This is a genomic window from Chryseobacterium sp. A301, from assembly GCF_054489425.1.
In genome coordinates this window covers 26010-47478 of record NZ_JBTMWY010000001.1, presented here as the reverse complement: position 1 = coordinate 47478, position 21469 = coordinate 26010, and the positions used below count along the sequence as shown (strand labels likewise).

Sequence of the window (21469 nt, the reverse complement as noted above, 5' to 3'; positions counted from 1 at the left end):
GCCAGATTCGAAAGAATCTGGCTTTTGACTTTTATGTACACTATTTAATGACAAGTCGAATGATCTCCATGCTGGTGTTGTAAGGAGCCATTATGCTCTACTTGGAGCGCGCTAGATGGAGGCGAAAGATAGGGTATGCCTAATTCTAATGCTCTGATGATAAATAGAGAGCCCATGACAAGCATGAGGATAGGAACTAATTTTAAAACTCTAAGGCGAAAAGCCTGAGTCATGATTCCTCCTGCAAAGACCACCGCAAACATAAAGGGAAAGGTTCCAAGGCCAAAGAGAAACATAAAGGTTGCCCCTTGCCATACACCTCCTGCGGCCAAAGAAGCGGTAAGTGCCATATAAACCATTCCACATGGAAGCAGTCCATTTAGTAATCCCGTCGTAAATCTAGATTTGTAATCCGAACGTTGTAAAAGTTTGCCTAGGGCCATTTTCACTTTTAATAGGGGCTTATTTAGGAAAGAAATCTTACTAACGAAATCGTTTCCTCCAAAGGAAAATAGAGCCATGCAAATAAGAAGTACCCCCACTGCGATGGTTAAATACTTTTGGAATCCTGCCACTTGAAATCCTTGTCCAATCAGACCTAAGAAGGCTCCTAAAATACTATAGGTAACTACCCGTCCAAAATTATACGTGAAGTTCTGCAATTGAAATCGAATCGCTTCATTTTTGGTGAGCCCCATGGACAAAGCAATCGGACCGCACATACCTATGCAGTGAAATCCCGAAGCAAAGCCAAGGCCTAAGGCTGTCAAAATTAGAGCTATTTCCATAGAACATCGTAATCCACTTGATACGGAACCGTTTTCGATTTCCACGCAATTTTTAAGGTGTAAGAGCCTGGAAAAAGAATTTGTTTCGGAATGTGAATTTTTCTTCCACTTTGAAATTGAAGATCTTTTTCTACATCTAGGTTCGCATCGTCGGTTCGAAATAAGTGAAAATTGACACTATTTTGATCCACGGATATACTTGCTGGGAATTCGAGAGTAATGCCTTGACTATTTTGGTTGTAAATCGGTTTCTCAGTTAGCAAATCTGCTTTGTTTTTCGCGTCAATAACTTCCTGGTAGCGGAGTTCATCCTCGTAATAATCGCGTGATACCATTTCTGCATTTTGCCATCCACGCCCATATATAAAGACGAGCGATAAGATGAAGATCATAAAGGCTCCTAATGCGACCACAACGCCATGTCCCCATGTAAAATTCTTTAGCATAGTTGTCTTTTAAAATTGTAATTTAAACGGTCCTTCAAAATAGGTTTCAAACGAATCTAAAAGTTCCCCCTGTTCGTTGTAAACCCCGATGGTTACATTTTGTTTCGACAGGTTAATGTTCTTTTCTGGGAAACTTACATTCACAGTTCCTTTCGAAATTTCATTTTTCTTTAATTTAATTTTGCCTGTGTTACTAAAGGTAATGGTTCCTTCTTTTGGTTCCACCACTTTAATAGTAACCACTTGGTCCTTATTGGATTTATTTAGGAAGGTGTAGTTGTAGATATTTGTTATTTTCCCATCGCGAAGGAAGAATGTAGATCCGGCCGGTTTGATAAATTTGGCCTCCATGGTTCCACGGTTGTTTAATAAGAATCCTAGGAATCCAAAGAGAAGAACCAGGACAAGGGAGTAAGCTTTCATCTTCCCAGTGAATACAAACGGTCTTTCCTGTTCAATTTCATCTTCTGTTGCATAACGGATAAGTCCTTTCGGAAGACCTACTTTTACCATGACCTCATCACAGGCATCGATACAAGCTGTACAGTTCACACATTCTAATTGCTGTCCGTTACGGATGTCTATCCCGGTAGGACAAACGACCACACATTGGTTACAATCTATACAGTCTCCTTTGCCTTCTGCTTTTCGATCTTCGCCATTACGCCATTTGGAACGATTTTCTCCTCTTTTAAAGTCGTAGTAAACGTTGATAGTTTGCTTGTCAATAAGGACTCCTTGCAAACGACCGTATGGACACACGAGCGTACAAACTTGTTCTCTAAGCCATGCAAACACAAAGAAGAAAGCAAGGGCGAATAGAATCATGACGATGAAGTTCGTCGGGTAAACCATCGGTCCTTCTAGCATGATATCATAAACCCTCTGGTAACCCACGATGTACATATACATTATATGGGTGACAATAAGTGAGATAATAAGGAATATGGTCCATTTTAGTCCTTTCTTCCAAATTTTCTCTGCGTTCCAAGGTTGATTTTCTAGTCTTATCTGTTTGTTTCGGTCTCCTTCGATTGCGTATTCAATTTTGCGAAATATCATTTCCATAAAGATGGTCTGTGGACAAATCCATCCGCAAAAGATTCGACCAAATACAACCGTAAATAAAATGATAAACACAATAGAGGCAATGGCTCCTATCGCTAGAATAAAGAAGTCCTGGGGATAAAAAGGTTGTCCTAAAATATAGAACTCACGATCTAAAATGTTTAGTAAAAGGACTGGGTTTCCATTGATCGTTAAAAAAGGGAGGATAAAGAAGATCGCAAGCAAAAGGATACTTACTAAAAGTCGATAATTAGTGTATCTTCCTTTAGGCTTACGTGGGAAAACCCATTTTCTTTTTCCGGTTTGGTCCATCGTGTTGACTGAGTCACGGAATGTTTCTGGATCCAGTACTTGACCCTGTCCACCACGATAGCTATAATCTTCTTCTGGGATTGCCATAATCTATATATTTAAAAAAGAACATAGCTTACTACAAGGTGGTGTAGTAAACTATGTTCTTTGTAAGAATTCAAATTGAATTATTTTTGCCAGTTCGCCTCGTCTCCTTGTGGAGCTGCACCACCTTCGGCGACGGTTATTGGCTTTTGTTCTTGGTTAATGTGATAAATGTAAGATGCTACTTTTTCAATGTCATTCCCTGATAACTGTCCGTTTGCTCCAAAAGGAACCATGGTTGGGTTGTTTGGAGAACCGTTCCATACTACGTGGAATACGTTTTTAAATAATGTTTGCTCCGGTTGGTTGATCCAGTGGTTGTCCGTTAAGTTGGGTCCAATTCCACCACGGCCTCCATCCATATGGCAAGATACGCAACTTGTTTTGAAGATCTCTTCTCCTTCTGCTACATAATCTGCATTGTATACAGCACTTTCGATTGTAGCCTGAGGGGCTGTTTTAAGGTATTCTTCAACCGAGGCAATTTGAGCCTTGTATTCGTCGTCGTATTCTTTAATTGGATCTGCAAAATCAGTGAAGAAGAAAGCAAGCATGTACACCACACAATAAACCACTCCAAAATAGAATAAGCCTAACCACCATCTTGGTAGCTGGTTGTCTAGCTCCATAATTCCATCGAATCCGTGGTCGATAAGAATGTCTTTTTCTTCCTTCGCAGATTGCTTTGCAAAGGCCGCTTTCCAAAGACTCTTGAAGTAAGGAGTTTTCTTAGTTTCAAGATATTGAGCTTTTGCTTCAGGAGATAATTCTTTAAACGTGTTGTTCTCAATTAAGTCTCCTAGAGCAGAGTGGATGAGTGCCAAGATGATACTGATCACTAGCGTCCCCCAATAGTAGGGTGAAGAGAGGAATGCAGTACTCTGTACAAACATGTAATAGAGTACAAAGGTGATCGCAAGGATTACGACTATATTAATAATAGCGGGAGTTCTTTGTTTCATGACGGTTAATTTTTTAAATCAAAGGGTTGGTCATCGTCTTCTAGTGGCGCATGTGCCTGTTCATCGTAGTATTTCTTTGAACGACTGAAGACATACATAATCAATCCAACAAAAAACATCAAAAATAGCAGTAGCGCAAGAGTTTGGTAAAACCCTGTATACTGTTCACTAGAGACGATGTCTTTTAAGTTTTGTGGGATCATGACTTTTTAATACTTAGATTAAATTAGTTATTACTTGCTGTTTGTACTTGCGTGGTTTTAATGTCTGTACCCAAACGTTGTAGGTAAGCAATCAGAGCCACGATTTCTTTTTTCTCAAGTTCTCCTTCAGGTCTAGACGCATATGCCTGTTTCAAATCCGGAGCTTCGCTTAAGATCTGAGAGACGATGTGCTTCGCTTGATTATCTACCCAAGCATCAGCAGTGTCGATTTGAGCGCTTGTGTACGGAACATCAAACACGTCTTTCATTAGGTTTAACTTGTTGATGGTTTGAGAGCGATCTAAATCGTTCGCGATTAACCATGGATAACGAGGCATAATGGATCCTGCCGAAGTAGATCTTGGGTTGTACATGTGTTTGTAGTGCCAAGAACTTGGGTTCTTTCCTCCTTGACGGTGTAAATCCGGTCCTGTACGTTTTGATCCCCAAAGGAAAGGTCTGTCGTAGACAAATTCTCCTGCTTTTGAGTATTGACCATTCTTTCCGTTGAATCGTACGACTTCGTCTCGGAACGGTCTAATCATTTGTGAGTGACAAGCGTTACATCCTTCACGGATATAGAGATCTCGACCTTCGAGTTCAAGTGGGGTGTATGGTTTTACAGCCGAAATTGTAGGTACGTTTTCTTTCACAGTTAACGTAGGGATGATCTGTACGGCTCCTCCAATAGCGACTGCAACAAAGGATAAGATTGTAAGGTAAACCGGCATTCTTTCTAACCAAAGGTGAGCACCTTCTCCTTGTTTTCTTTCTTTTCCAATGCGAGCAAGTGCCGGAGCTTCTGCAGGTACGTTCTTTTGGAATGAACCTTTTCTTACAGTAGCAATTACGTTCACTACCATTAGGATGGCCCCTGAAATGTAGAGAGATCCTCCCACAAATCGCATGATATAGTAAGGGATGATTGCTGTTACCGTATCCAACCAGTTTTTCCAAAGTAGAGTACCGTCTGGATTAAATTGTTTCCACATTAGTCCTTGGGTGAATCCTGCAATGTAAAGAGGAACAGCATAGAAAATAATCCCTAAGGTTCCAAGCCAAAAGTGCCAGTTGGCAAGTTTGGTAGACCAAAGTTTCGTTCTCCAAAGGATTGGAATTACGTAATAGATCATACCGAAGGTCATAAACCCGTTCCAGCCTAGTGCTCCTAAGTGAACGTGTCCGATAACCCAGTCTGTAAAGTGACCGATTTTATTTAAAGTTTTTGTGGCTAGAATTGGGCCTTCAAAAGTAGCCATCCCGTAACAAGTTACGGCCACAACAAAGAATTTCAAGATAGGTTCTTCCCTTACTTTGTCCCATGCACCTCTTAACGTTAAGAGACCATTAAGCATCCCTCCCCAAGACGGTGCGATAAGCATAATAGAGAATCCGGTCGCAAGTGCTTGCGCCCATGCTGGAAGTGCAGTGTATTGAAGGTGGTGAGGTCCTGCCCAAATGTAAACGAAAATGAGTGACCAAAAGTGAATGATCGACAGTTTGTAAGAAAACACGGGACGGTTCGCTGCCTTCGGAAGGAAGTAGTACATAAGTCCTAAAACCGGGGTTGTTAAGATAAAGGCCACCGCATTATGTCCATACCACCATTGTACTAGGGCATCTTTTACTCCTGCGTAAGCAGAATACGATTTCCACATGGTAAGTGGTACTTCAAGATTGTTGAAGATATGAAGCATAGCCACAGCAACCCAAGTTCCTAAATAGAACCAAATTGCTACGTATAAGTGACGTACTCTTCTTCTTGCAATCGTTCCAAACATGTTGAGTCCAAACAAAACCCAAGAGATGGTGATTAAGATATCGATTGGCCATTCGTGCTCTGCGTATTCTTTCGAAGTATTAATCCCCATAAAGAAAGTGATTATTGCAGCCACGATCATCAGTTGCCAAGTCCAAAAATGAGCCCACGAAATAAAATCGCTGTACATTCTTGCCTTAAGTAGTCTTTGAATTGAGTAGTACGCTCCTGCAAACACACCGTTACATACAAATGCAAAGATCACTAAGGAGGTGTGAATCATTCTGATTCTTCCGAACCCGAATGCACCGTTAGAATTGATTAAGCCTTCAATGTTTCCCGCGGCGAGACTTTTTATGGTTGGGTCGTCGGTCCCTAAGAAAAATTCAGGGAGCTCGGGATAGAATAGCATTAAGGCAGCAGTAAGACCAAACAAGAACCCTAAGACACCAAATCCGATGGTGGCGTATAGGAATGCGCGGACAATGCTGTTGTCATAACTAAACTTTTGTGTTTCCATATAATTAATTACTTTTTTCGTCGGTTGTTTCTGTATTTTCCTCTGGAGTTTTTATTTTTTTCTCCGGCTTTATTTCATCTTCAAAGAGTATCCTTACTGCAGGTGATTCGTCGTCTTCAAACTGGCCTCGACGGGCATTAATAATGAAGATTATCAAAAAAACCACTGCCAAAGATACACTGCAAATGATCATCAAATATAGTATATCCATTTCTTAGGCAAATTTAATTTTTTAGGATCGTCAAATTTATGGAAAAATAATGATAAAAGTCATTTCGTGTTAAATTTTGTTAATTTAAAACCCTTCTAAATAGCAGCCTTTCCTACAATCCTATATCTTAAAATATTTTAAGCTACGCATCCAAGTGGCTAGGGAGGTGAATGCCACGACGGTTATGGAGCTTATTGGCATTAAAATAGCGGCAACCAAAGGAGACATGTATCCTAAAATTGCAATCGTGACCCCTATCACATTGTAAAGTAAGCTGATCGCAAAGGTGAACTTCACAATCCTCATTGCATCTTTGGAAAGACTTAAAAAATGATGAAGGGTTGGAATCTTTTCTCCCGCCATAATTACATCGGACGAAGGAGTGAAAGAGTTCGTGTCGTCTGCCACTGCAATTCCAATGTCACTTTGTTTTAAAGCACCGGCATCATTCAGTCCATCCCCAATCATAGCGACATTTTGACCTTCCTCTTGCAAATCTTTGATGTAATTTAACTTGCTTTCTGGATCTTGATTAAAAGCCATTCCCATCGCAGTGGGAATGGTTTGCTTCAGTTTGTTTTTCTCAGATTCGTTATCTCCACTAAGCACATGCAAGTTGAAGGACTCTAAATGTTGGAAAAGTAGAGTTAGTCCTGATCGATACTCGTTCTTAAATATAAATTTCCCTAAATACTCATTGTCTTTGCTGATGTGTACCGCCGTTTCTAGGTTCGTCGACTTCTGAGAGTTGTATGATGCGGAACCAATTTTATAGTGGTGGCCTCTTACCACTGCACTATAGCCTTTTCCGGGTTGGTCGATAAAGTTCTCGATCGGAAAATACAAATCAGGCTCTTCTAGAAAAGTGTAAAGAGTTTTAGACAAAGGATGGTTTGAGTTTTTCAGTAGAGACTTGAGATTCTGTACATCCCAGGAGGTGATTGGACTGCCTTCGTAAAGGATTTGAGATTCGTCGTTGTGGGTGATGGTTCCTGTTTTGTCAAATACCAGCGTTTGAATTTTGGCTAGTTTTTCAATCGTCAGTGTGTCTTTGACATAGAACTTGTTTCTCCCCAAAATCCGCATGATATGCCCAAGGGTAAAAGGTGCAGACAGAGCCAGAGCACATGGACATGCTACAATCAAGATGGCAGAAACCACTTGGAACATCTTTTCCATATCGACCTGAGACCAGTAGATACCGGCAAGTACGGTGATCCCTAAGATTACGATGGTGAAGTACTTGCTTATGGTGTTGGTAAGGTTGTCGAGTCCAGTTTCTTTTTTCTTAAAGGCTTCTTTGTTCCAAAGTTGAGTTAGATAACTTTGGTCCACATTCTTGATCACTTCCAGTTCCAGCACGGCGCCCACTTGCTTTCCTCCGGCATAGATGCGGTCGCCTGCCTCCTTTGGGACTGCGTTGCTTTCTCCGGTAATGAAACTATTGTCAATGTGTCCCTCCCCACGAATTAGAATGGCATCTACAGGGATGATTTCTTGGTTTCGAACCATGATTCGGTCCCCAATGGAGAGTTCCGACAGTAAAATGCTTTCTTGCTGGCCCTGCGAATCTAATCGGGTCACGGCAATGGGGTAAAAGGATTTATAGTCCCGATCGTAAGAAAGGGAACTGTATGTACGCTTTTGAAATATTTTCCCGAGTAACATGAAAAATAAAAGTCCACACAAGGTGTCGAAGTATCCGGGGCCATAGTCAGTAAGGGTCTCGTAAATGCTTCGACCATAAAGAACTAGGATTCCGAGTACAATCGGTACATCAATGTTGATGATCTTGTTTTTCAGTCCGTAATAAGCAGATTTAAAATAATCAGAAGCCGAGTAAAACACGACCGGAGTAGCAAGAAGGAACATGATGAATCGAAAGAGATTCTTGTACTGCTGCATCCAATAGTCTGTGGTACCGAGAACGATTTCTACGTACTCTGGGAAACTAAAAAGCATCCCGTTGCCAAATGCAAAGCCCGCAATGGCTAATTTGATTAGAAGGGATTTGTCGGATTTTTCAACAATGCGATCTGCTGTTTCTAAGTTGATGACAGGCTTGTAGCCTAAATTGGCTAAAAATTTAGCAAGTTCACTTAGGGGTAATTTTTCAGGATCGAAATAGATTTGCAAAGTCTTTCTGGTGAAATGCACTTGTGAGTACGAGATCCCAGGATTCAAACTCGATAAGCTCTCCAGGAGCCAAATGCAAGAAGAACAGTGAATGACAGGAATTTTGAAAGTGACTATCGTGGTCTTATCGTCTGAGAAATCCACCACACGATCAAAGATTTCAGGTGTGTCTAAGTAGTTATATTGGTCTAGATTGTCTTCAGGACGGATTCCAGAACTTTTGTTCAGCTCATAGAAATTTCCTAATTGATTGAAACTTAAAATTTCATAAACGGACTGGCATCCATGACAGCAAAACACCTTCTCATCGAAAGCTATCCGCTCCTTTTTAATTCCGTCGCCACAATGATAACAATATTCCACTTTCATTTTGCCTAGACCTGCAAAATTATGATAAAAATAATTGCCCTTGGTGGTAAATTTACCTATTTTTGCTGATAAATGTCATTGGTATGTCGATTGAGAAACTAGAGCTTATAGATCGGAATTTTTTGAACGTTTTTAAGGAAGAGTCCTTTCGCGAAGTACTCTCTGATGAAGACTTCAAAAAGTATATGGAGGCAAAGAAAGAAATCCACATCCATAAGGGACAATTGCTATTTGAAGAAGATCAAAACGCTCACGGTGTTTATTTTATCAAAGTAGGTACTGTGAAGCTCTCTAAGTCTGGGGTGTATGGGAAGGATCAGATCCTTCGCTTTATTAAAGAGGGAGATTTGATCGGATATAGATCTCTATTAATTGAAGAGAATTTTCAAGCGAAAGCAGAGGCTATGTCAGAAGTAACTGCTGTATTTGTACCAGGCGATGTATTTCTTCATATGCTAAAAGTAGATTCAAAGCTGTCTTTTGCAATGCTTCAAAAGTTTGCATACGAACTAGGCGAGTCTTCTAATACAGTAACGTATCTTGCCCAAAAGACAGTTAGGGAACGTCTGGCGGAAGTGCTTCTACTGCTGGAACAGAAACTTGGAACTGATCCTGAAGGATTTATCAAAATTGCTCTCACCCGCGAGGAAGTTGCGAATTTAATTGGCACAGCCACAGAAAGTGCAATACGTCTCATTTCTGAATTTAAAAGCGATCAATTGATTGAAACAGAGGGGAGAAATATTAAAATACTAAATCATGATAAGCTCATTAAACTAGGGCATGTGAACCTATAGGATGAGTAAATAACAGGCCCTAAATTAGGATAAGCATAATTCATAAGCTTATCGGTTCTGTTTTTCTAAATACAAAAACCAAAGAAGTCTATGTCGGTTCATTCTGAAATTAAAAAAGTAACCACAGAGTCCTTGCGAAAAATGAAGTTCGACAAGGAAAAAATAACGATGCTTACCGCATACGATTTTACGACTGCCAAAATGGTGGATGCAGGAGGTGTGGATTCTATCTTGGTGGGAGACTCGGCAGCCAACGTGATGGCAGGTCATGAAACCACATTGCCCATTACACTCGATCAAATGATTTACCATACGCAATGCGTGGTGCGAGGTGTGGATAGAGCACTTATTGTGGCAGATTTGCCTTTTGGAAGCTACCAAAGTAACCCAGAGAAGGCCCTAGAGTCAGCCGTTCGAATGATGAAAGAGGGTGGAGCTCACGCAGTTAAAATTGAAGGAGGTGTAGAAATCGAAAAATCTATTCGTAAGATTGTGAATGCAGGAATTCCTGTGATGGCCCATTTAGGATTGACCCCTCAGTCTATTTACCAATTTGGAACCTATAAAGTTCGTGCAAAAGAAGATGAAGAAGCGGAAAAGCTACTAAGGGATGCAAAACTAGTAGAAGAACTAGGTTGTTTTGCTCTTGTTTTAGAAAAAATTCCCGCTGACCTTGCAAAAAAGGTCAGTGAGAGTATTTCCATTCCCACGATAGGGATTGGAGCCGGTCCAGATTGCGACGGTCAAGTGCTTGTTTACCAGGATATGGTGGGTATGAACCAAGGGTTTTCTCCTAAATTCTTGCGACGTTACCTAGATCTGTACACTCAAATATCGGGAGCTGTTTCCCAATTTGTCAGCGATGTGAAAACAGCTGATTTCCCTAACGAAAAAGAAAGTTATTAATGAATAATGTAAGTCAATTAAACAAACTGCAAGCTATCGTATCGGTAGGTGCACTTTTATGTCTGCTGACAGGATGGTTCAATTTTTTCAGTCCTGAAGTCAATGAGTTTTTATACCAAAAGCTCTTTTATGTGCTGATCGGAATTAGTTTTGTTCTCATGGCTCCGATTTTAACCAATCCAAAATTTGTGATTCCGATGTATATTGCAGCGGCATTGTGTGTGATTGGCATTTTTTTCCCAATCGAAAGTCGTTTGGCAGCTCTTAAAACCATCGGATTGTTTGCAGGAGTTTTAATTTCCTTATTTAATCGACCAAGAGTCCCAAAACGTTAAGGTGCAAAATAGTGCAGCGCAAATTAGTCCCGACCAAATTGCGTATGAGGACAATCATTTGCTTGTGATCAATAAGCATGTAGGTCAGTTGGTTCAAGGAGACAAGACTCAGGACGATTCCCTTATTGAACTTATCAAAAATTTTATCAAAGTTCGCGATCATAAGCCTGGAAATGTGTTTTTAGGCTTGGTGCATCGTATCGATCGTCCTACCTCAGGATTAGTGATTTACGCCAAGACTTCCAAAGCTCTCTCAAGGCTAACTCAGATGGTGAAGAACCGAGAGATTCGCAAAACCTATTGGGCTGTGGTGCCTAAGGCAGGGATTGAAGATTCAGGCGAGCTTATTCACTATCTCAAAAAGAACGAAAAGAACAACAAGGCTATTGTTTTTCCTAGAGAAGCCCCTGGGGCAAAAGAAGCTATTCTCTCGTATCGTGTCCATACTCTACTTGCCAATTATATGCTATTGGAAGTAGACTTGAAAACGGGACGCCACCACCAAATTCGTGCGCAATTGTCAAAAATTGGAGTGCCTATAAAAGGGGACTTAAAGTACGGGTCTCCAAGATCGAACCCTGACGGTGGAATTCATTTGCATGCACGTCAATTGGAATTTGTCCATCCTGTCACAAAAGAACAGGTTACGATCACAGCGGAAGTTCCAAAAGGTGATCCCATTTGGCAAGCCTGCATCGAACGATAAGCTGAGAATATTAAAGAGTTAATAAAGAAAATGCCACGAGGAATTTCCTCGTGGCATTTTTCTATACGCTTAAGCTTTGAATGTTATCCTTTGCTTGCTTCTTCTGCGATCAAGTTTAAAGCAGAACCTGCTTTGAACCAACCGATTTGTTGTTCATTATACGTATGGTTTGCAACCACGATATCCTTGCTTCCGTCCTCATGAAGGAATTCAAGGGTAAGGGGTTTGCCTGCCGCAAATTCTTGTAAATCTACAAAGTTCACGGTGTCGTTTTCTTGAATTTTATCGTAATCTTCCTTGTTGTTGAAAGTGATTCCGAGCATTCCTTGCTTTTTAAGATTCGTTTCGTGAATACGAGCAAATGATTTTACAAGCACGGCTCTAACTCCTAGGTGACGAGGTTCCATGGCTGCGTGCTCACGGGAAGATCCTTCACCGTAGTTTTCGTCTCCAACCACTAAGGTAGGAATTCCAGCGGCTTTGTAAGCTCTTGCCACATTAGGTACTTCATCATAAGAACCGTCAAGTTGGTTTTTCACTTTGTTCGTTTCCATGTTGTAAGCATTTACAGCTCCAATTAACATGTTGTTCGAAATGTTATCAAGGTGACCTCTATACTTAAGCCAAGGTCCTGCCATGGAAATGTGGTCTGTGGTACATTTACCGTACGCTTTGATAAGAACTTTAGCTCCTTCAATGTTTTTACCATCCCATGGAGTGAATGGAACCAAAAGTTGCAGTCTGTCAGACTCTGGGTCTACATTCACTTGAACGGAAGACCCATCATGAGACGGAGCTTGGTATCCGTTATCTCCAACATCGAACCCTTTTGAAGGAAGTTCAATTCCTTTCGGTTCGTCTAACTTCACTTGCTCACCTTGTTCGTTCGTTAAGGTGTCGCTTAGAGGGTTGAAATCGAGACGTCCTGATATGGCAATGGCAGCCACCATTTCTGGAGAGGCTACAAAGGCATGAGTATTTGGGTTACCGTCTGCTCTTTTAGCAAAGTTACGGTTGAAAGAGTGAATAATTGAGTTCTTTTCTCCTTTTTCAGCGCCTTCACGGTCCCACTGCCCAATACATGGACCACAGGCATTCGTGAAGATTCTAGCATTTTCAAATTTGCGGAAGCTGTCTAGGAATCCATCCCGTTCTGCTGTGAATTTCACTTGTTCAGAACCTGGGTTCACTCCTAGGATTGCTTTCGGTTTTACTCCTTTTGCTACCGCATCTTCTACAATAGAAGCGGCGCGTGATAAATCCTCATACGAAGAGTTCGTACAAGATCCGATAAGAGCCCATTCTACATCTAATGGCCATCCGTTTGCTTCTGCTTTCTCCTTGAATTCAGAGACTGGTGTTGCCAAGTCCGGTGTGAACGGACCGTTTAGATGAGGTGTTAATTCGGAAAGATTGATTTCGATCACTTGATCGAAATATTGTTCTGGGTTCGCATATACTTCTGGGTCAGCGGTTAAATGCTCCTGGATTTGGTCAGCAGCGTCCACAACGTCCTGCCTTCCTGTTGCACTTAGGTAACGACGCATAGAATCGTCGTATCCAAATGTAGAAGTAGTCGCTCCAATTTCAGCACCCATGTTACAAATCGTTCCTTTTCCAGTAGCGGACATGCTCTGAGCTCCTTCACCGAAATACTCGACGATGCATCCTGTTCCTCCTTTCACAGTAAGGATACCAGCCACTTTAAGAATCACGTCTTTTGCTGCGGTCCAACCACTTAATTTCCCGGTTAATTTAACCCCAATTAATTTAGGCATTTTTAATTCCCATGGCATTCCTGCCATTACGTCGACGGCGTCTGCGCCTCCTACACCAATAGCCACCATTCCAAGACCACCGGCATTCACAGTATGGGAGTCGGTTCCAATCATCATTCCCCCAGGGAATGCATAATTTTCCAAAACTACCTGGTGAATAATACCTGCGCCTGGTTTCCAGAATCCAATTCCGTATTTATCACATACAGAACTTAAGAAGTTAAATACTTCTGAGTTTTTATTGATGGATTCTTGTAAGTCTTTTTCCGCTCCTACTTTCGCCTGAATAAGGTGATCGGCATGCGCCGTAGAAGGTACTGCAACTTTGCTTTTTCCAGCTTGCATAAATTGGAGTAATGCCATTTGCGCGGTCGCATCTTGCATTGCCACGCGATCTGGAGCAAAGTCTACATAAGAATTACCTCTTTCGTATGCCGTGCTGGTATCGCCTTCCCATAGGTGGGAGTATAGGATTTTTTCGGATAGGGTAAGCGGTTTTCCAACTGTTTTTCTCGCAGCTTCAATACGTTGCGGGTAACGCGCGTACACCTTTTTGATCATTTCAATGTCAAAAGTCATATTGCAAAATGTTTTTGATTTTAAAAATAATAGTTAAAGCCCAAATTTACGAAAAATTTAAGGGTTTGCTTTAGATTGCAATTTATATTCGTTATAAATTGGATATCAAAAATCTATTTTTCTATTTTCTAACAGAAGTGTTACCTTTGGCAAGCGTTTAGTGTAGTTAATTTTATGAAGTTATTAGTAAGAAACCTTATCCTTATTTTGGTTTTTATATCCCTAGGAATAAGTGGACAAAATACAAGCCCCAAATCGTCGAACGAGTCTCAAAAATCACAATATGAGAAAATTAACGATTCGATTCCGGGTTTGATTCCTCGCAAGACAGAGGGAAAATTCGGATATGTCAATCAAAGTGGCGAAATGGTGATACCGGCTCAATACAAGAATGTTGGTTTTTTCACGACCGATTGTAAGCTTTTAAATTCTCCCAACGAAAAGGTACGAGAATATGGATCGGATGCTTATGCTTCTGTTCGAACAGTGGAGAACGTGGATTACAGAATTGACAAATCGGGAAAAAAGGTCTACCGTTTTAAAGAGCAGGACCTTGGGAAATGTCCTTATGAATATAAGGCTCAATTATATCACTCTTATGTTCGTAGTGGGTTTTACGGGGTTATTGATCGTAGCAAATTTGAAAATGAGATGGACTATCGGCAGTATATAATCTATCCACAATTTCAGTATCTTCACATTATGGAAGGCGATGATTTGAAAAACCCGATGATTATTGCCACGTACGACAATAGATTTGGAGTTATTGACATTGAAGGAAATATAATTATTCCGTTTCGTTATGCCGACATAAAACGAAATTTCAGTTGGAAGCTTGCCCGTTTATTTGAGGTAAGTAAAGACGGAAAGGAGTATTATTTTGTAGATCGCTACAACAACAGGTATTAGAGATGGAAAGTCGAAGTCAACATCTTTTTCTCGAGAAATATCCAATAAATCCAAAGCATAAACGCCTTATATTAGGTACTTTTCATCCCTTGAGACTTGATCGTTTTCTTACTCCTTTTTTTTATGGCAATCGGAACAGTATTTGGGGTATTCTACGCGAGGCTTTTCCAAAGCAATTTGTGGCCAAAAGCCAAGAAGAGATTTCTTTAAATGAAATAGTATCGTTTCTGGAGAAAGGAGAAATTTCCATGAGTGACACAGTTTTAAGTTGTATTAGATTAAACAATTCTGCCCTGGACAGTGCAATGAGCGAAATCGAACTTAACGTAGATCTCTTGGAGCAAATTACAAACTCCGATATTAATCAAATTTTTTTCACTAGTAGTTTCGGGAAGAATAGTGCGTTTCGATTGTTTTATGAGGGGATATTAAAGCAGAAGATTAGCCGCGAGATGAGAGCCAAACGTGAGTTTTTGGATATGGACACTTTTGGTCGTCCAGTTCGTTACACTCTTTTGTTTTCTCCTTCTGGAAGTGCAATGCGCTCGATTGTTCAGAGTAAAGAATATAGAGAAGTTCAGGAGCTCTACAAGGATATGAAATCTCCAGTAAAGCAATTTCGAGTCGATCGGTACCGAGATGCTTTTTCCTTTGTAAATTAAGAAGTTAGCAAGGGGAAAGAGGGGCTTAGCATAAGTCATGAACTTAGGAAGAGTCTTTTTTGTTGGCTGACTCAAATTAAAATGGCTATATTTGCGCCAGAAGTAAAGGGGTGCTACCAAAGAGTGGCTGAGATTATACCCGATGAACCTGGAACAGATAATGCTGTTTAGGGAGCTGCTAAAATGCAATTTTGCAGTATTCACGTATAACTTTTCGACCCCTTTTATTCCTATAAATTTTAAACAATTTAAAAGAATGAAAGGATTATTTTTTTTAGGGCTAATGATGAGCCCGCTCGCCTTTGGGCAACATGTCAAGGAGGATTCAATTTCAGAATCTCTTATTCAAAATGTTCATTTTACAAGGAGACTTCCCGTCTCGAAAGAAATTCTCAATGTAGAGAAAGACTTAAGCCAAAAGAATTTAGGTCAAGATTTGCCGATTCTACTCAAGAACCAAATTTCGGTGGTTTCAAGTTCCGATGCAGGGAATGGAGTGGGATACACAGGGCTTCGGATTCGAGGCGTGAGTGGAACCTCTATTAATGTCATGATGAATGGGGTGCCTTATAACGATTCCGAATCGCAAGGTACTTTTTTCGTGAACGTGCCAGATTTGACAAGTTCCGCCTCGGCTATTGTAATTCAGAGAGGGGTGGGAACTTCCACCAATGGAGTTTCCGCTTTTGGAGCTAGCGTGAATGTGATTTCCAAAGATCCTGCAGAGGAGTTTTATGTGAGGTCGGACAATAGTTATGGGTCCTTCAACACCTACAAATATTCAGCAGAAATAGGGTCTGGTCTTTTTTGGAATGATCAACTCTCCGTTATGGGTCGATATACGAAGATCCATTCGGACGGGTATATTGATCGAGCGTTTTCGGATTTAGACTCTTACAATCTTTCGGCTCGTTTTCAGAGAGGTTCAACTTCCTTGCGATTGCTAGCCTTCGGGGGAGCAGAACAAACCTATCAAGCTTGGAATGGAATTGACAAAGAGTCATGGGAAACCCGTCCGAAGTTTAATTCATCGGGAGCCATATACAACGACGATTGGAGCGAAATTGTAGGGTTTTATGACAACGAAACTGACAATTATCGTCAAAATCACTATCAGTTTTTATGGGACCAGAAGTTTAACGATTCGTGGAGCTTGCAAACCACCCTGCATTACACAAAGGGAAAAGGGTACTACGAGAATTACAAACAAGGCGTAAGCTATGAAACCTATGGTCTAAGTCCTGTGAACGGCAATGCCTATTCCGATTTTATACGCAAAAAGTGGCTTGATAATGATTTTTATGGGGTGGCTTCGAACTTGTACGGGGATTTATCCGGAATCGATTTGCACTTCGGGCTTGTCGCTAATCAATATTTTGGACGCCATTTCGGAGAAGCAAAGGATTATTTGGTTGCGAATTCCGTTTCCAACGAATACTATAGAAATCGTTCGGTGAAAAATGAGGTCTCAGGGTTTGGAAAGGCCATTGCGAAAGTAGGTAGATGGGAAGTTTTCGGAGACTTGCAGATGCGCTCCATCGTCTACGACACAAAGATAATCCAGCCCGGGGATGAGGAAGGGGCCGATTTGAGGAAAAACTGGAATTTCTTTAATCCCAAAGTGGGACTTAATTACCCTATCCCAAGTGGGAAACTCTATCTATCCTATGCGAAAGCAAGCCGCGAACCCAGCAGGGACGATTTGTTTGCAAACCCAGAGATCAAAGAAGAAACCTTGCATGATTTTGAATTAGGATGGGAATACGCTCTAGGCTCTTCCCTTTTGGTTTCTGCAAATCTTTATTATATGCACTATGTGAATCAACTGGTGCTGAGCGGACAGATCAACTCCATAGGGGAATTCATTCGGACAAATTCAGGAAAATCATTTCGCAGTGGCCTCGAAGTTTCTGCTCTTGCTAAGCTTTCGAAAAAATGGGAAATCAATTCCAATTTAACCCTTAGCCGCAATCGAAATGTTGATTTTAAGCTCGAGGACGAAAACGAGGTTGTCAATCTGGGCAATACACCGATTTCCTTTTCACCTGAGTTTCTAGCAAATCTCTCGATTCGCTACAAACCCAATGATGCGCTTTCCTTTGAATTCCAAAATCAATTTGTCGGAAGTCAATACCTTGACAATACGCATACAGAGTCACTTCGAACGGGCTCCTATTTTCTAAGCGATTTAAGTGCTCGGTACCGACTGGAGCTAGCTCGAAATGCAGTAGAATTTAAACTGCTACTGAATAATGTTTTCAATCAGAAATACGTAAACAATGGGTATGTATATGATTCTGAGCCCTTCTATTTTTCCCAAGCGGGCACGAATTTCCTATTTGGATTTAGCTACGAGTTTCGCTAGGAGATATTCTTTCGTTTGACTCTTCACTCACGCTTGGTAGAAGTCCGTTAAAAATAGTAAATTTGCTGGCAATATGAAGCTTGAAACCCAAATTTTAGAGAAACTGAAAGCGGATCATTCCGTAGCGCTTGAAGGATTCGGAACCTTTTATTTAAAAAATTCCGAAGCCAAAATTCTGGAAAAAACGACGCGTATCCTTCCGCCGGCAAAAGAAATTGCCTTGGAATTTGATTATCAGCAGGCGGATAAGGGATTTGCGCAGGAATTAGCCGAGAAGAACATGCAATCCCTTCCCGAGGTGCAAAAAGAAGTCTCGACCCATACCCTGTATTGGAAAAATCAATTGAGCGAGGCTAAAGAATTGAAACTAGAGGGACTTGGAACTTTTTATTCTGACGGTGGCGAGGTGCTTTTTAAAGGACAGCGTCTAGAAATTAGCAGTCCTGACAATTTTGGTCTAGAAGAAATTGACTTAAAAAAACTCAAGGAAAAGAAAAGTTCCGATCGAGATAGTCCTACAGCGTATAAAACTCAAAAATCCTATGGATGGTTGTTGTTACTTCTAATTCCTGCTGCAGGGTTGGTGGTGCTCGCTCTAACGAATAGAGAATTTTTGTTTGGAAAAAACTCGGTCCTTGAAACCCCTCCTCAAATTTCCAAACCAAGTCCTAAAAAAGATACAATCCAAACCGAAACTCCTAAGGCCAATAGACCCACGCTAGAGAGTACTCTATCCACAAACAAGTCCGGCATTAATCCCTAATATTATTACATGGTTAAAAGTAAAAAAGCAAGTGCATCGTTCACGGTAATGACTAACATTGTACTGCCAAACGAAACGAATTCCCTTCGAAACTTATTTGGTGGCGAATTGCTATCACGCATGGATCGATGCGCTTCGATTTCTGCAAGCAGACATTGTGAGCGTAGAGTGGTAACAGCCTCTGTGAATCACGTGTCGTTCAATCATCCAATTCCAGAAGGAGGAATCGTAGTGCTTGAATCCAAAGTATCAAGAGCGTTTTCGACTTCCATGGAGATATACGTCGATGTTTGGCTTGACGATCCCATTTCTCAAAAGAAAATTCACACCAATGAAGGGATTTACACGTTTGTCGCCGTGGATGAATTCAACAAACCTGTGCCGATTCCTCAAATGGAACCAGAAACCGAATTAGAGGTTTCCCGATTTGATGCGGCTCTTCGTAGAAAAGAACTTTCCTTAATTCTATCGGGTCGAATGAAAGCTCAAGACTCCGTAGAGCTTAAAAAATTATTTAGTCAATCCTAAAGGGTATGCGAGTCTTACAGATTGACACCAACCATCCCTTAATTAAAAGCCAGTTAAGCGCAAAAGGGTTTGACATAGAGGAGGACACAAGTTCTAGTTATGAACAAATCCTTTCCAAAATTGGAGCGTACGAAGGACTCATTATTCGAAGTAGAATTCCTTTGGATGCCCATTTTTTAACATCCGCCTCTCATCTGAAATTCATTGCAAGAGTGGGGGCTGGGATGGAGAATATTGATGTGGAGAAAGCAAAGGAACTAAACATAACGCTTATTAATTCTCCAGAAGGGAATCGCGATGCAGTCGCGGAACATGTGATTGGCTCCTTGCTTCTATTAGCCCATCGACTTAAAATAGCCTCCCTTGAGGTCGAAAAAGGAATTTGGCTTCGTGAAGAAAACCGAGGCGATGAACTGCTCGGAAAAACCTTTGGACTTATTGGGTATGGGAACATGGGCAAAGCCACAGCTCGGCGACTTTCGGGCTTTGGAATGCAGGTGATTTTTCACGACCTTAAGTCTGGAATTGAAGATGAGTACGCAAAGCAGGTTTCTTTGAATGAACTTCAACAAAGAGCAGACATCGTGAGTCTTCATGTTCCTTTCACAGAGCTTACCCACCACATGATTGATGAGGGTTTTATCGCAGCCATGCAAAAACCTTTCTATTTAATCAACACGGCGAGAGGGAAAGCGGTTAAAACGAAAGATTTAGTTAATGGACTAGAATCCGGGAAAGTAATTTGCGCCGCCCTAGATGTTTTGGAGCAGGAAAAAGCCTCGTTTGAGAATTTGGATTCAAGTGATTCTTCGATAGGGTATCTTGCTAGTTCTCCGCGTGTTCTGCTAACCCCGCACATTGCAGGATGGACCGTTCAGAGCAAAGAAAAATTAGCGCAATTTATCGTGGATAAAATCCTGGCTCAGTTTAGTTAACATTTCTTTATGATTTGAGTCTTATTATAATTTCTTAATTTCTCTTATCTTGCGCTCGATTAAAGACGAAAAAGAGGAATAGATGAGAGTTTTTAGGAGGATGATGTGGTGGGTTCTTTTGCCTGCATTACTACTAAGCTGTAAAGAAAATCAAAAAAGCAAAGAATCAAGTTCAACGCATTCACTACCGAGCTTTAGCCATGTAAATTTAGACGACGTATTTCATGCCAAAGACAACAAGGTTCCCCAGCAAGGAGAAATTGAACAAACCCTTGATCAGTATTATCAAAGAGTTTGGGAAAGAGGCAACCTGTGGGGAGGTTTTATTGTAGCAAAAGGGGATAATATCCTTTATGAGAATTACCGAGGTTACGCACAGGCGAATAACGAGGAACCGATTGACAAGCATACCGCACTGCATGTCGCTTCTGTAAGTAAGTCCGTGACGGCGATGGCCGTCCTCAGACTCATCGAAGCGCAAAAATTAACCCTGGACCAAGATTTGAAAACGATTTTCCCTAAATTTCCTTACACGGGAATTACAGTGAAAATGCTTTTGAATCAACGAAGCGGGCTGCCAAAATACGAGTACGTAATCGAGCGCATTAAGCCGGAGCCCAAAGAATTGGCCAAAGAGTATTTGGACAATCAAGACATCCTAAATTTATTGATTCAGTACAAACCGGATTTGGCGAGAAAGCCGGACACTGGGTTTATGTATTGCAATACCAATTATGCACTCTTAGCCCTTGTCGTAGAAAAGGTGACCAAGACGAAGTTTCCTGAGGCCATGAAGGAAATGATTTTCGATCCGCTTGAAATGAAGGATTCTTATATTTTTCAGCAGAAGGATACCTTAACGGCGGCCAAGTCTTTTTATGCCAGAGGACCTAGTGTGCATCCATACGATCGTCTCGATCTAATTTACGGGGATAAGAATCTTTATACCACGCCTCGAGATCTACTTAATTTTTCCAAAGCACTTTATGCGGAGAATTTTTTAAGCAAAGAGTTAATGGATGCGGTATTCTCTCCATACAGTAATGAAAGACCGGGTGTGAATAATTACGGGTTTGGCTTTCGAATGAAGATTTTTGATGAAAACAGCAAGCTTACTTACCACAACGGTTGGTGGCACGGAACGAATTCTGTGTTTGGGCACTTGCTTCAGTCCAAGGTCACAATTATAGCTATTGGGAATAAGTTTTCACAGCGCGTATACTCCGCACTTGCCCTTTCTGCTCTCTTTGAAAATTTCCCTTATGAGGCTGAAAAGTTGAAGAAAGATATTGCGCCTATTTCCCCTGCGAATGAGGACTCCGCACAAGGCGGTTGAAAGTGAGCAATA

General features: G+C 41.1%; 20 protein-coding genes. 11 read left to right on the top strand and 9 right to left on the bottom strand.

All coding sequences use genetic code 11. The annotated features are described in order from the left end of the window. Positions 1–44: 44 nt before the first annotated feature. The 8 genes from ACX3PU_RS00215 to ACX3PU_RS00180 all read right to left on the bottom strand — a co-directional run bounded on the left by ACX3PU_RS00215 (position 45) and on the right by ACX3PU_RS00180 (position 8858). Entirely contained in the window at positions 45–788 is a 744-nt protein-coding gene (locus ACX3PU_RS00215; RefSeq protein WP_459082609.1) for a sulfite exporter TauE/SafE family protein, read from the bottom strand. Then, entirely contained in the window at positions 779–1234 is a 456-nt protein-coding gene (locus ACX3PU_RS00210; protein WP_459082607.1) for a FixH family protein, read from the bottom strand. The genes ACX3PU_RS00215 and ACX3PU_RS00210 overlap by 10 nt, the downstream gene beginning before the upstream one ends. A gap of 9 nt (positions 1235–1243) precedes the next feature. After that, positions 1244–2701 carry a cytochrome c oxidase accessory protein CcoG gene (gene ccoG / locus ACX3PU_RS00205; protein ID WP_459082605.1) on the bottom strand — a complete coding sequence of 486 codons (1458 nt, stop codon included), beginning with the start codon at positions 2699–2701 and terminating at the stop codon, positions 1244–1246. A gap of 80 nt (positions 2702–2781) precedes the next feature. Next, on the bottom strand, positions 2782–3660 hold the full coding sequence (locus ACX3PU_RS00200) for a c-type cytochrome (protein ID WP_459082603.1): 879 nt from the start codon (positions 3658–3660) through the stop codon (positions 2782–2784). 5 nt (positions 3661–3665) lie between these two features. Further along, positions 3666–3863: a CcoQ/FixQ family Cbb3-type cytochrome c oxidase assembly chaperone gene (locus ACX3PU_RS00195; RefSeq protein WP_459082601.1), complete on the bottom strand. Its 198-nt coding sequence runs from the start codon at positions 3861–3863 to the stop codon at positions 3666–3668. Positions 3864–3886: 23 nt separating this feature from the next. Beyond that, complete coding sequence (gene ccoN, locus ACX3PU_RS00190) at positions 3887–6142, bottom strand: cytochrome-c oxidase, cbb3-type subunit I (RefSeq protein ID WP_459082599.1); 2256 nt, start codon at positions 6140–6142, stop codon at positions 3887–3889. Positions 6143–6146: 4 nt separating this feature from the next. Next, positions 6147–6353 (bottom strand): cbb3-type cytochrome oxidase assembly protein CcoS, encoded by a 207-nt coding sequence (ccoS, locus tag ACX3PU_RS00185; RefSeq protein WP_459082597.1) that lies wholly within the window; start codon positions 6351–6353, stop codon positions 6147–6149. A 120-nt stretch (positions 6354–6473) separates the two neighbouring features. After that, positions 6474–8858: a heavy metal translocating P-type ATPase gene (locus tag ACX3PU_RS00180; protein WP_459082595.1), complete on the bottom strand. Its 2385-nt coding sequence runs from the start codon at positions 8856–8858 to the stop codon at positions 6474–6476. Positions 8859–8941: 83 nt separating this feature from the next. On the opposite strand from ACX3PU_RS00180, the gene ACX3PU_RS00175 reads away from it, so the two are divergent. From ACX3PU_RS00175 to ACX3PU_RS00160, 4 genes are all read left to right on the top strand, one after another. Beyond that, positions 8942–9655 carry a Crp/Fnr family transcriptional regulator gene (locus ACX3PU_RS00175; RefSeq protein ID WP_459082593.1) on the top strand — a complete coding sequence of 238 codons (714 nt, stop codon included), beginning with the start codon at positions 8942–8944 and terminating at the stop codon, positions 9653–9655. Positions 9656–9745: 90 nt separating this feature from the next. After that, positions 9746–10561, top strand: a complete 816-nt coding sequence (gene panB / locus ACX3PU_RS00170; RefSeq protein WP_459082591.1) for a 3-methyl-2-oxobutanoate hydroxymethyltransferase — start codon at positions 9746–9748, stop codon at positions 10559–10561. Next, entirely contained in the window at positions 10561–10896 is a 336-nt protein-coding gene (locus tag ACX3PU_RS00165; protein ID WP_459082589.1) for a hypothetical protein, read from the top strand. Before panB ends, ACX3PU_RS00165 begins: the two co-directional genes overlap by 1 nt. Positions 10897–10918: 22 nt before the next feature. Then, complete coding sequence (locus ACX3PU_RS00160) at positions 10919–11602, top strand: RluA family pseudouridine synthase (protein ID WP_459083480.1); 684 nt, start codon at positions 10919–10921, stop codon at positions 11600–11602. Positions 11603–11685: 83 nt separating this feature from the next. Here the strand turns inward: ACX3PU_RS00160 and ACX3PU_RS00155 are convergent, their stop codons facing one another. Further along, positions 11686–13959, bottom strand: a complete 2274-nt coding sequence (locus ACX3PU_RS00155; RefSeq protein WP_459082587.1) for an aconitate hydratase — start codon at positions 13957–13959, stop codon at positions 11686–11688. 174 nt (positions 13960–14133) lie between these two features. Here ACX3PU_RS00155 and ACX3PU_RS00150 point away from each other — a divergent pair, with 174 nt between their 5' ends. From ACX3PU_RS00150 to ACX3PU_RS00120, 7 genes are all read left to right on the top strand, one after another. Continuing rightward, positions 14134–14868 (top strand): WG repeat-containing protein, encoded by a 735-nt coding sequence (locus tag ACX3PU_RS00150; RefSeq protein ID WP_459082585.1) that lies wholly within the window; start codon positions 14134–14136, stop codon positions 14866–14868. Positions 14869–14870: 2 nt separating this feature from the next. Then, positions 14871–15530, top strand: coding sequence for a uracil-DNA glycosylase family protein (locus ACX3PU_RS00145; protein ID WP_459082583.1), 660 nt, complete (start codon positions 14871–14873; stop codon positions 15528–15530). Between the two features lie 256 nt (positions 15531–15786). Continuing rightward, a complete protein-coding gene (locus tag ACX3PU_RS00140) occupies positions 15787–17895 on the top strand; it encodes a TonB-dependent receptor (RefSeq protein WP_459082581.1) in 2109 nt (702 codons plus the stop codon). Between the two features lie 73 nt (positions 17896–17968). Beyond that, positions 17969–18658 (top strand): hypothetical protein, encoded by a 690-nt coding sequence (locus ACX3PU_RS00135; RefSeq protein ID WP_459082579.1) that lies wholly within the window; start codon positions 17969–17971, stop codon positions 18656–18658. 9 nt (positions 18659–18667) lie between these two features. Next, positions 18668–19186 carry an acyl-CoA thioesterase gene (locus ACX3PU_RS00130; RefSeq protein WP_459082577.1) on the top strand — a complete coding sequence of 173 codons (519 nt, stop codon included), beginning with the start codon at positions 18668–18670 and terminating at the stop codon, positions 19184–19186. Between the two features lie 5 nt (positions 19187–19191). Then, the gene (locus tag ACX3PU_RS00125) at positions 19192–20121 is read left to right on the top strand and encodes an NAD(P)-dependent oxidoreductase (protein ID WP_459082575.1); all 930 of its coding nucleotides are present in this window, start codon (positions 19192–19194) and stop codon (positions 20119–20121) included. Positions 20122–20203: 82 nt separating this feature from the next. Continuing rightward, positions 20204–21457, top strand: a complete 1254-nt coding sequence (locus ACX3PU_RS00120) for a serine hydrolase domain-containing protein (protein WP_459082573.1) — start codon at positions 20204–20206, stop codon at positions 21455–21457. The last annotated feature ends 12 nt before the right edge of the window (positions 21458–21469 follow it).

Bases quoted from the DNA above. Each gene is read 5' to 3' on its own strand.
- ACX3PU_RS00215 (WP_459082609.1), bottom strand. From the start codon at position 788: ATGGAAATAGCTCTAATTTTGACAGCCTTAGGCCTTGGCTTTGCTTCG.
- ACX3PU_RS00210 (WP_459082607.1), bottom strand. From the start codon at position 1,234: ATGCTAAAGAATTTTACATGGGGACATGGCGTTGTGGTCGCATTAGGA.
- ccoG (WP_459082605.1), bottom strand. From the start codon at position 2,701: ATGGCAATCCCAGAAGAAGATTATAGCTATCGTGGTGGACAGGGTCAA.
- ACX3PU_RS00200 (WP_459082603.1), bottom strand. From the start codon at position 3,660: ATGAAACAAAGAACTCCCGCTATTATTAATATAGTCGTAATCCTTGCG.
- ACX3PU_RS00195 (WP_459082601.1), bottom strand. From the start codon at position 3,863: ATGATCCCACAAAACTTAAAAGACATCGTCTCTAGTGAACAGTATACA.
- ccoN (WP_459082599.1), bottom strand. From the start codon at position 6,142: ATGGAAACACAAAAGTTTAGTTATGACAACAGCATTGTCCGCGCATTC.
- ccoS (WP_459082597.1), bottom strand. From the start codon at position 6,353: ATGGATATACTATATTTGATGATCATTTGCAGTGTATCTTTGGCAGTG.
- ACX3PU_RS00180 (WP_459082595.1), bottom strand. From the start codon at position 8,858: ATGAAAGTGGAATATTGTTATCATTGTGGCGACGGAATTAAAAAGGAG.
- ACX3PU_RS00175 (WP_459082593.1), top strand. From the start codon at position 8,942: ATGTCGATTGAGAAACTAGAGCTTATAGATCGGAATTTTTTGAACGTT.
- panB (WP_459082591.1), top strand. From the start codon at position 9,746: ATGTCGGTTCATTCTGAAATTAAAAAAGTAACCACAGAGTCCTTGCGA.
- ACX3PU_RS00165 (WP_459082589.1), top strand. From the start codon at position 10,561: ATGAATAATGTAAGTCAATTAAACAAACTGCAAGCTATCGTATCGGTA.
- ACX3PU_RS00155 (WP_459082587.1), bottom strand. From the start codon at position 13,959: ATGACTTTTGACATTGAAATGATCAAAAAGGTGTACGCGCGTTACCCG.
- ACX3PU_RS00150 (WP_459082585.1), top strand. From the start codon at position 14,134: ATGAAGTTATTAGTAAGAAACCTTATCCTTATTTTGGTTTTTATATCC.
- ACX3PU_RS00145 (WP_459082583.1), top strand. From the start codon at position 14,871: ATGGAAAGTCGAAGTCAACATCTTTTTCTCGAGAAATATCCAATAAAT.
- ACX3PU_RS00140 (WP_459082581.1), top strand. From the start codon at position 15,787: ATGAAAGGATTATTTTTTTTAGGGCTAATGATGAGCCCGCTCGCCTTT.
- ACX3PU_RS00135 (WP_459082579.1), top strand. From the start codon at position 17,969: ATGAAGCTTGAAACCCAAATTTTAGAGAAACTGAAAGCGGATCATTCC.
- ACX3PU_RS00130 (WP_459082577.1), top strand. From the start codon at position 18,668: ATGGTTAAAAGTAAAAAAGCAAGTGCATCGTTCACGGTAATGACTAAC.
- ACX3PU_RS00125 (WP_459082575.1), top strand. From the start codon at position 19,192: ATGCGAGTCTTACAGATTGACACCAACCATCCCTTAATTAAAAGCCAG.
- ACX3PU_RS00120 (WP_459082573.1), top strand. From the start codon at position 20,204: ATGAGAGTTTTTAGGAGGATGATGTGGTGGGTTCTTTTGCCTGCATTA.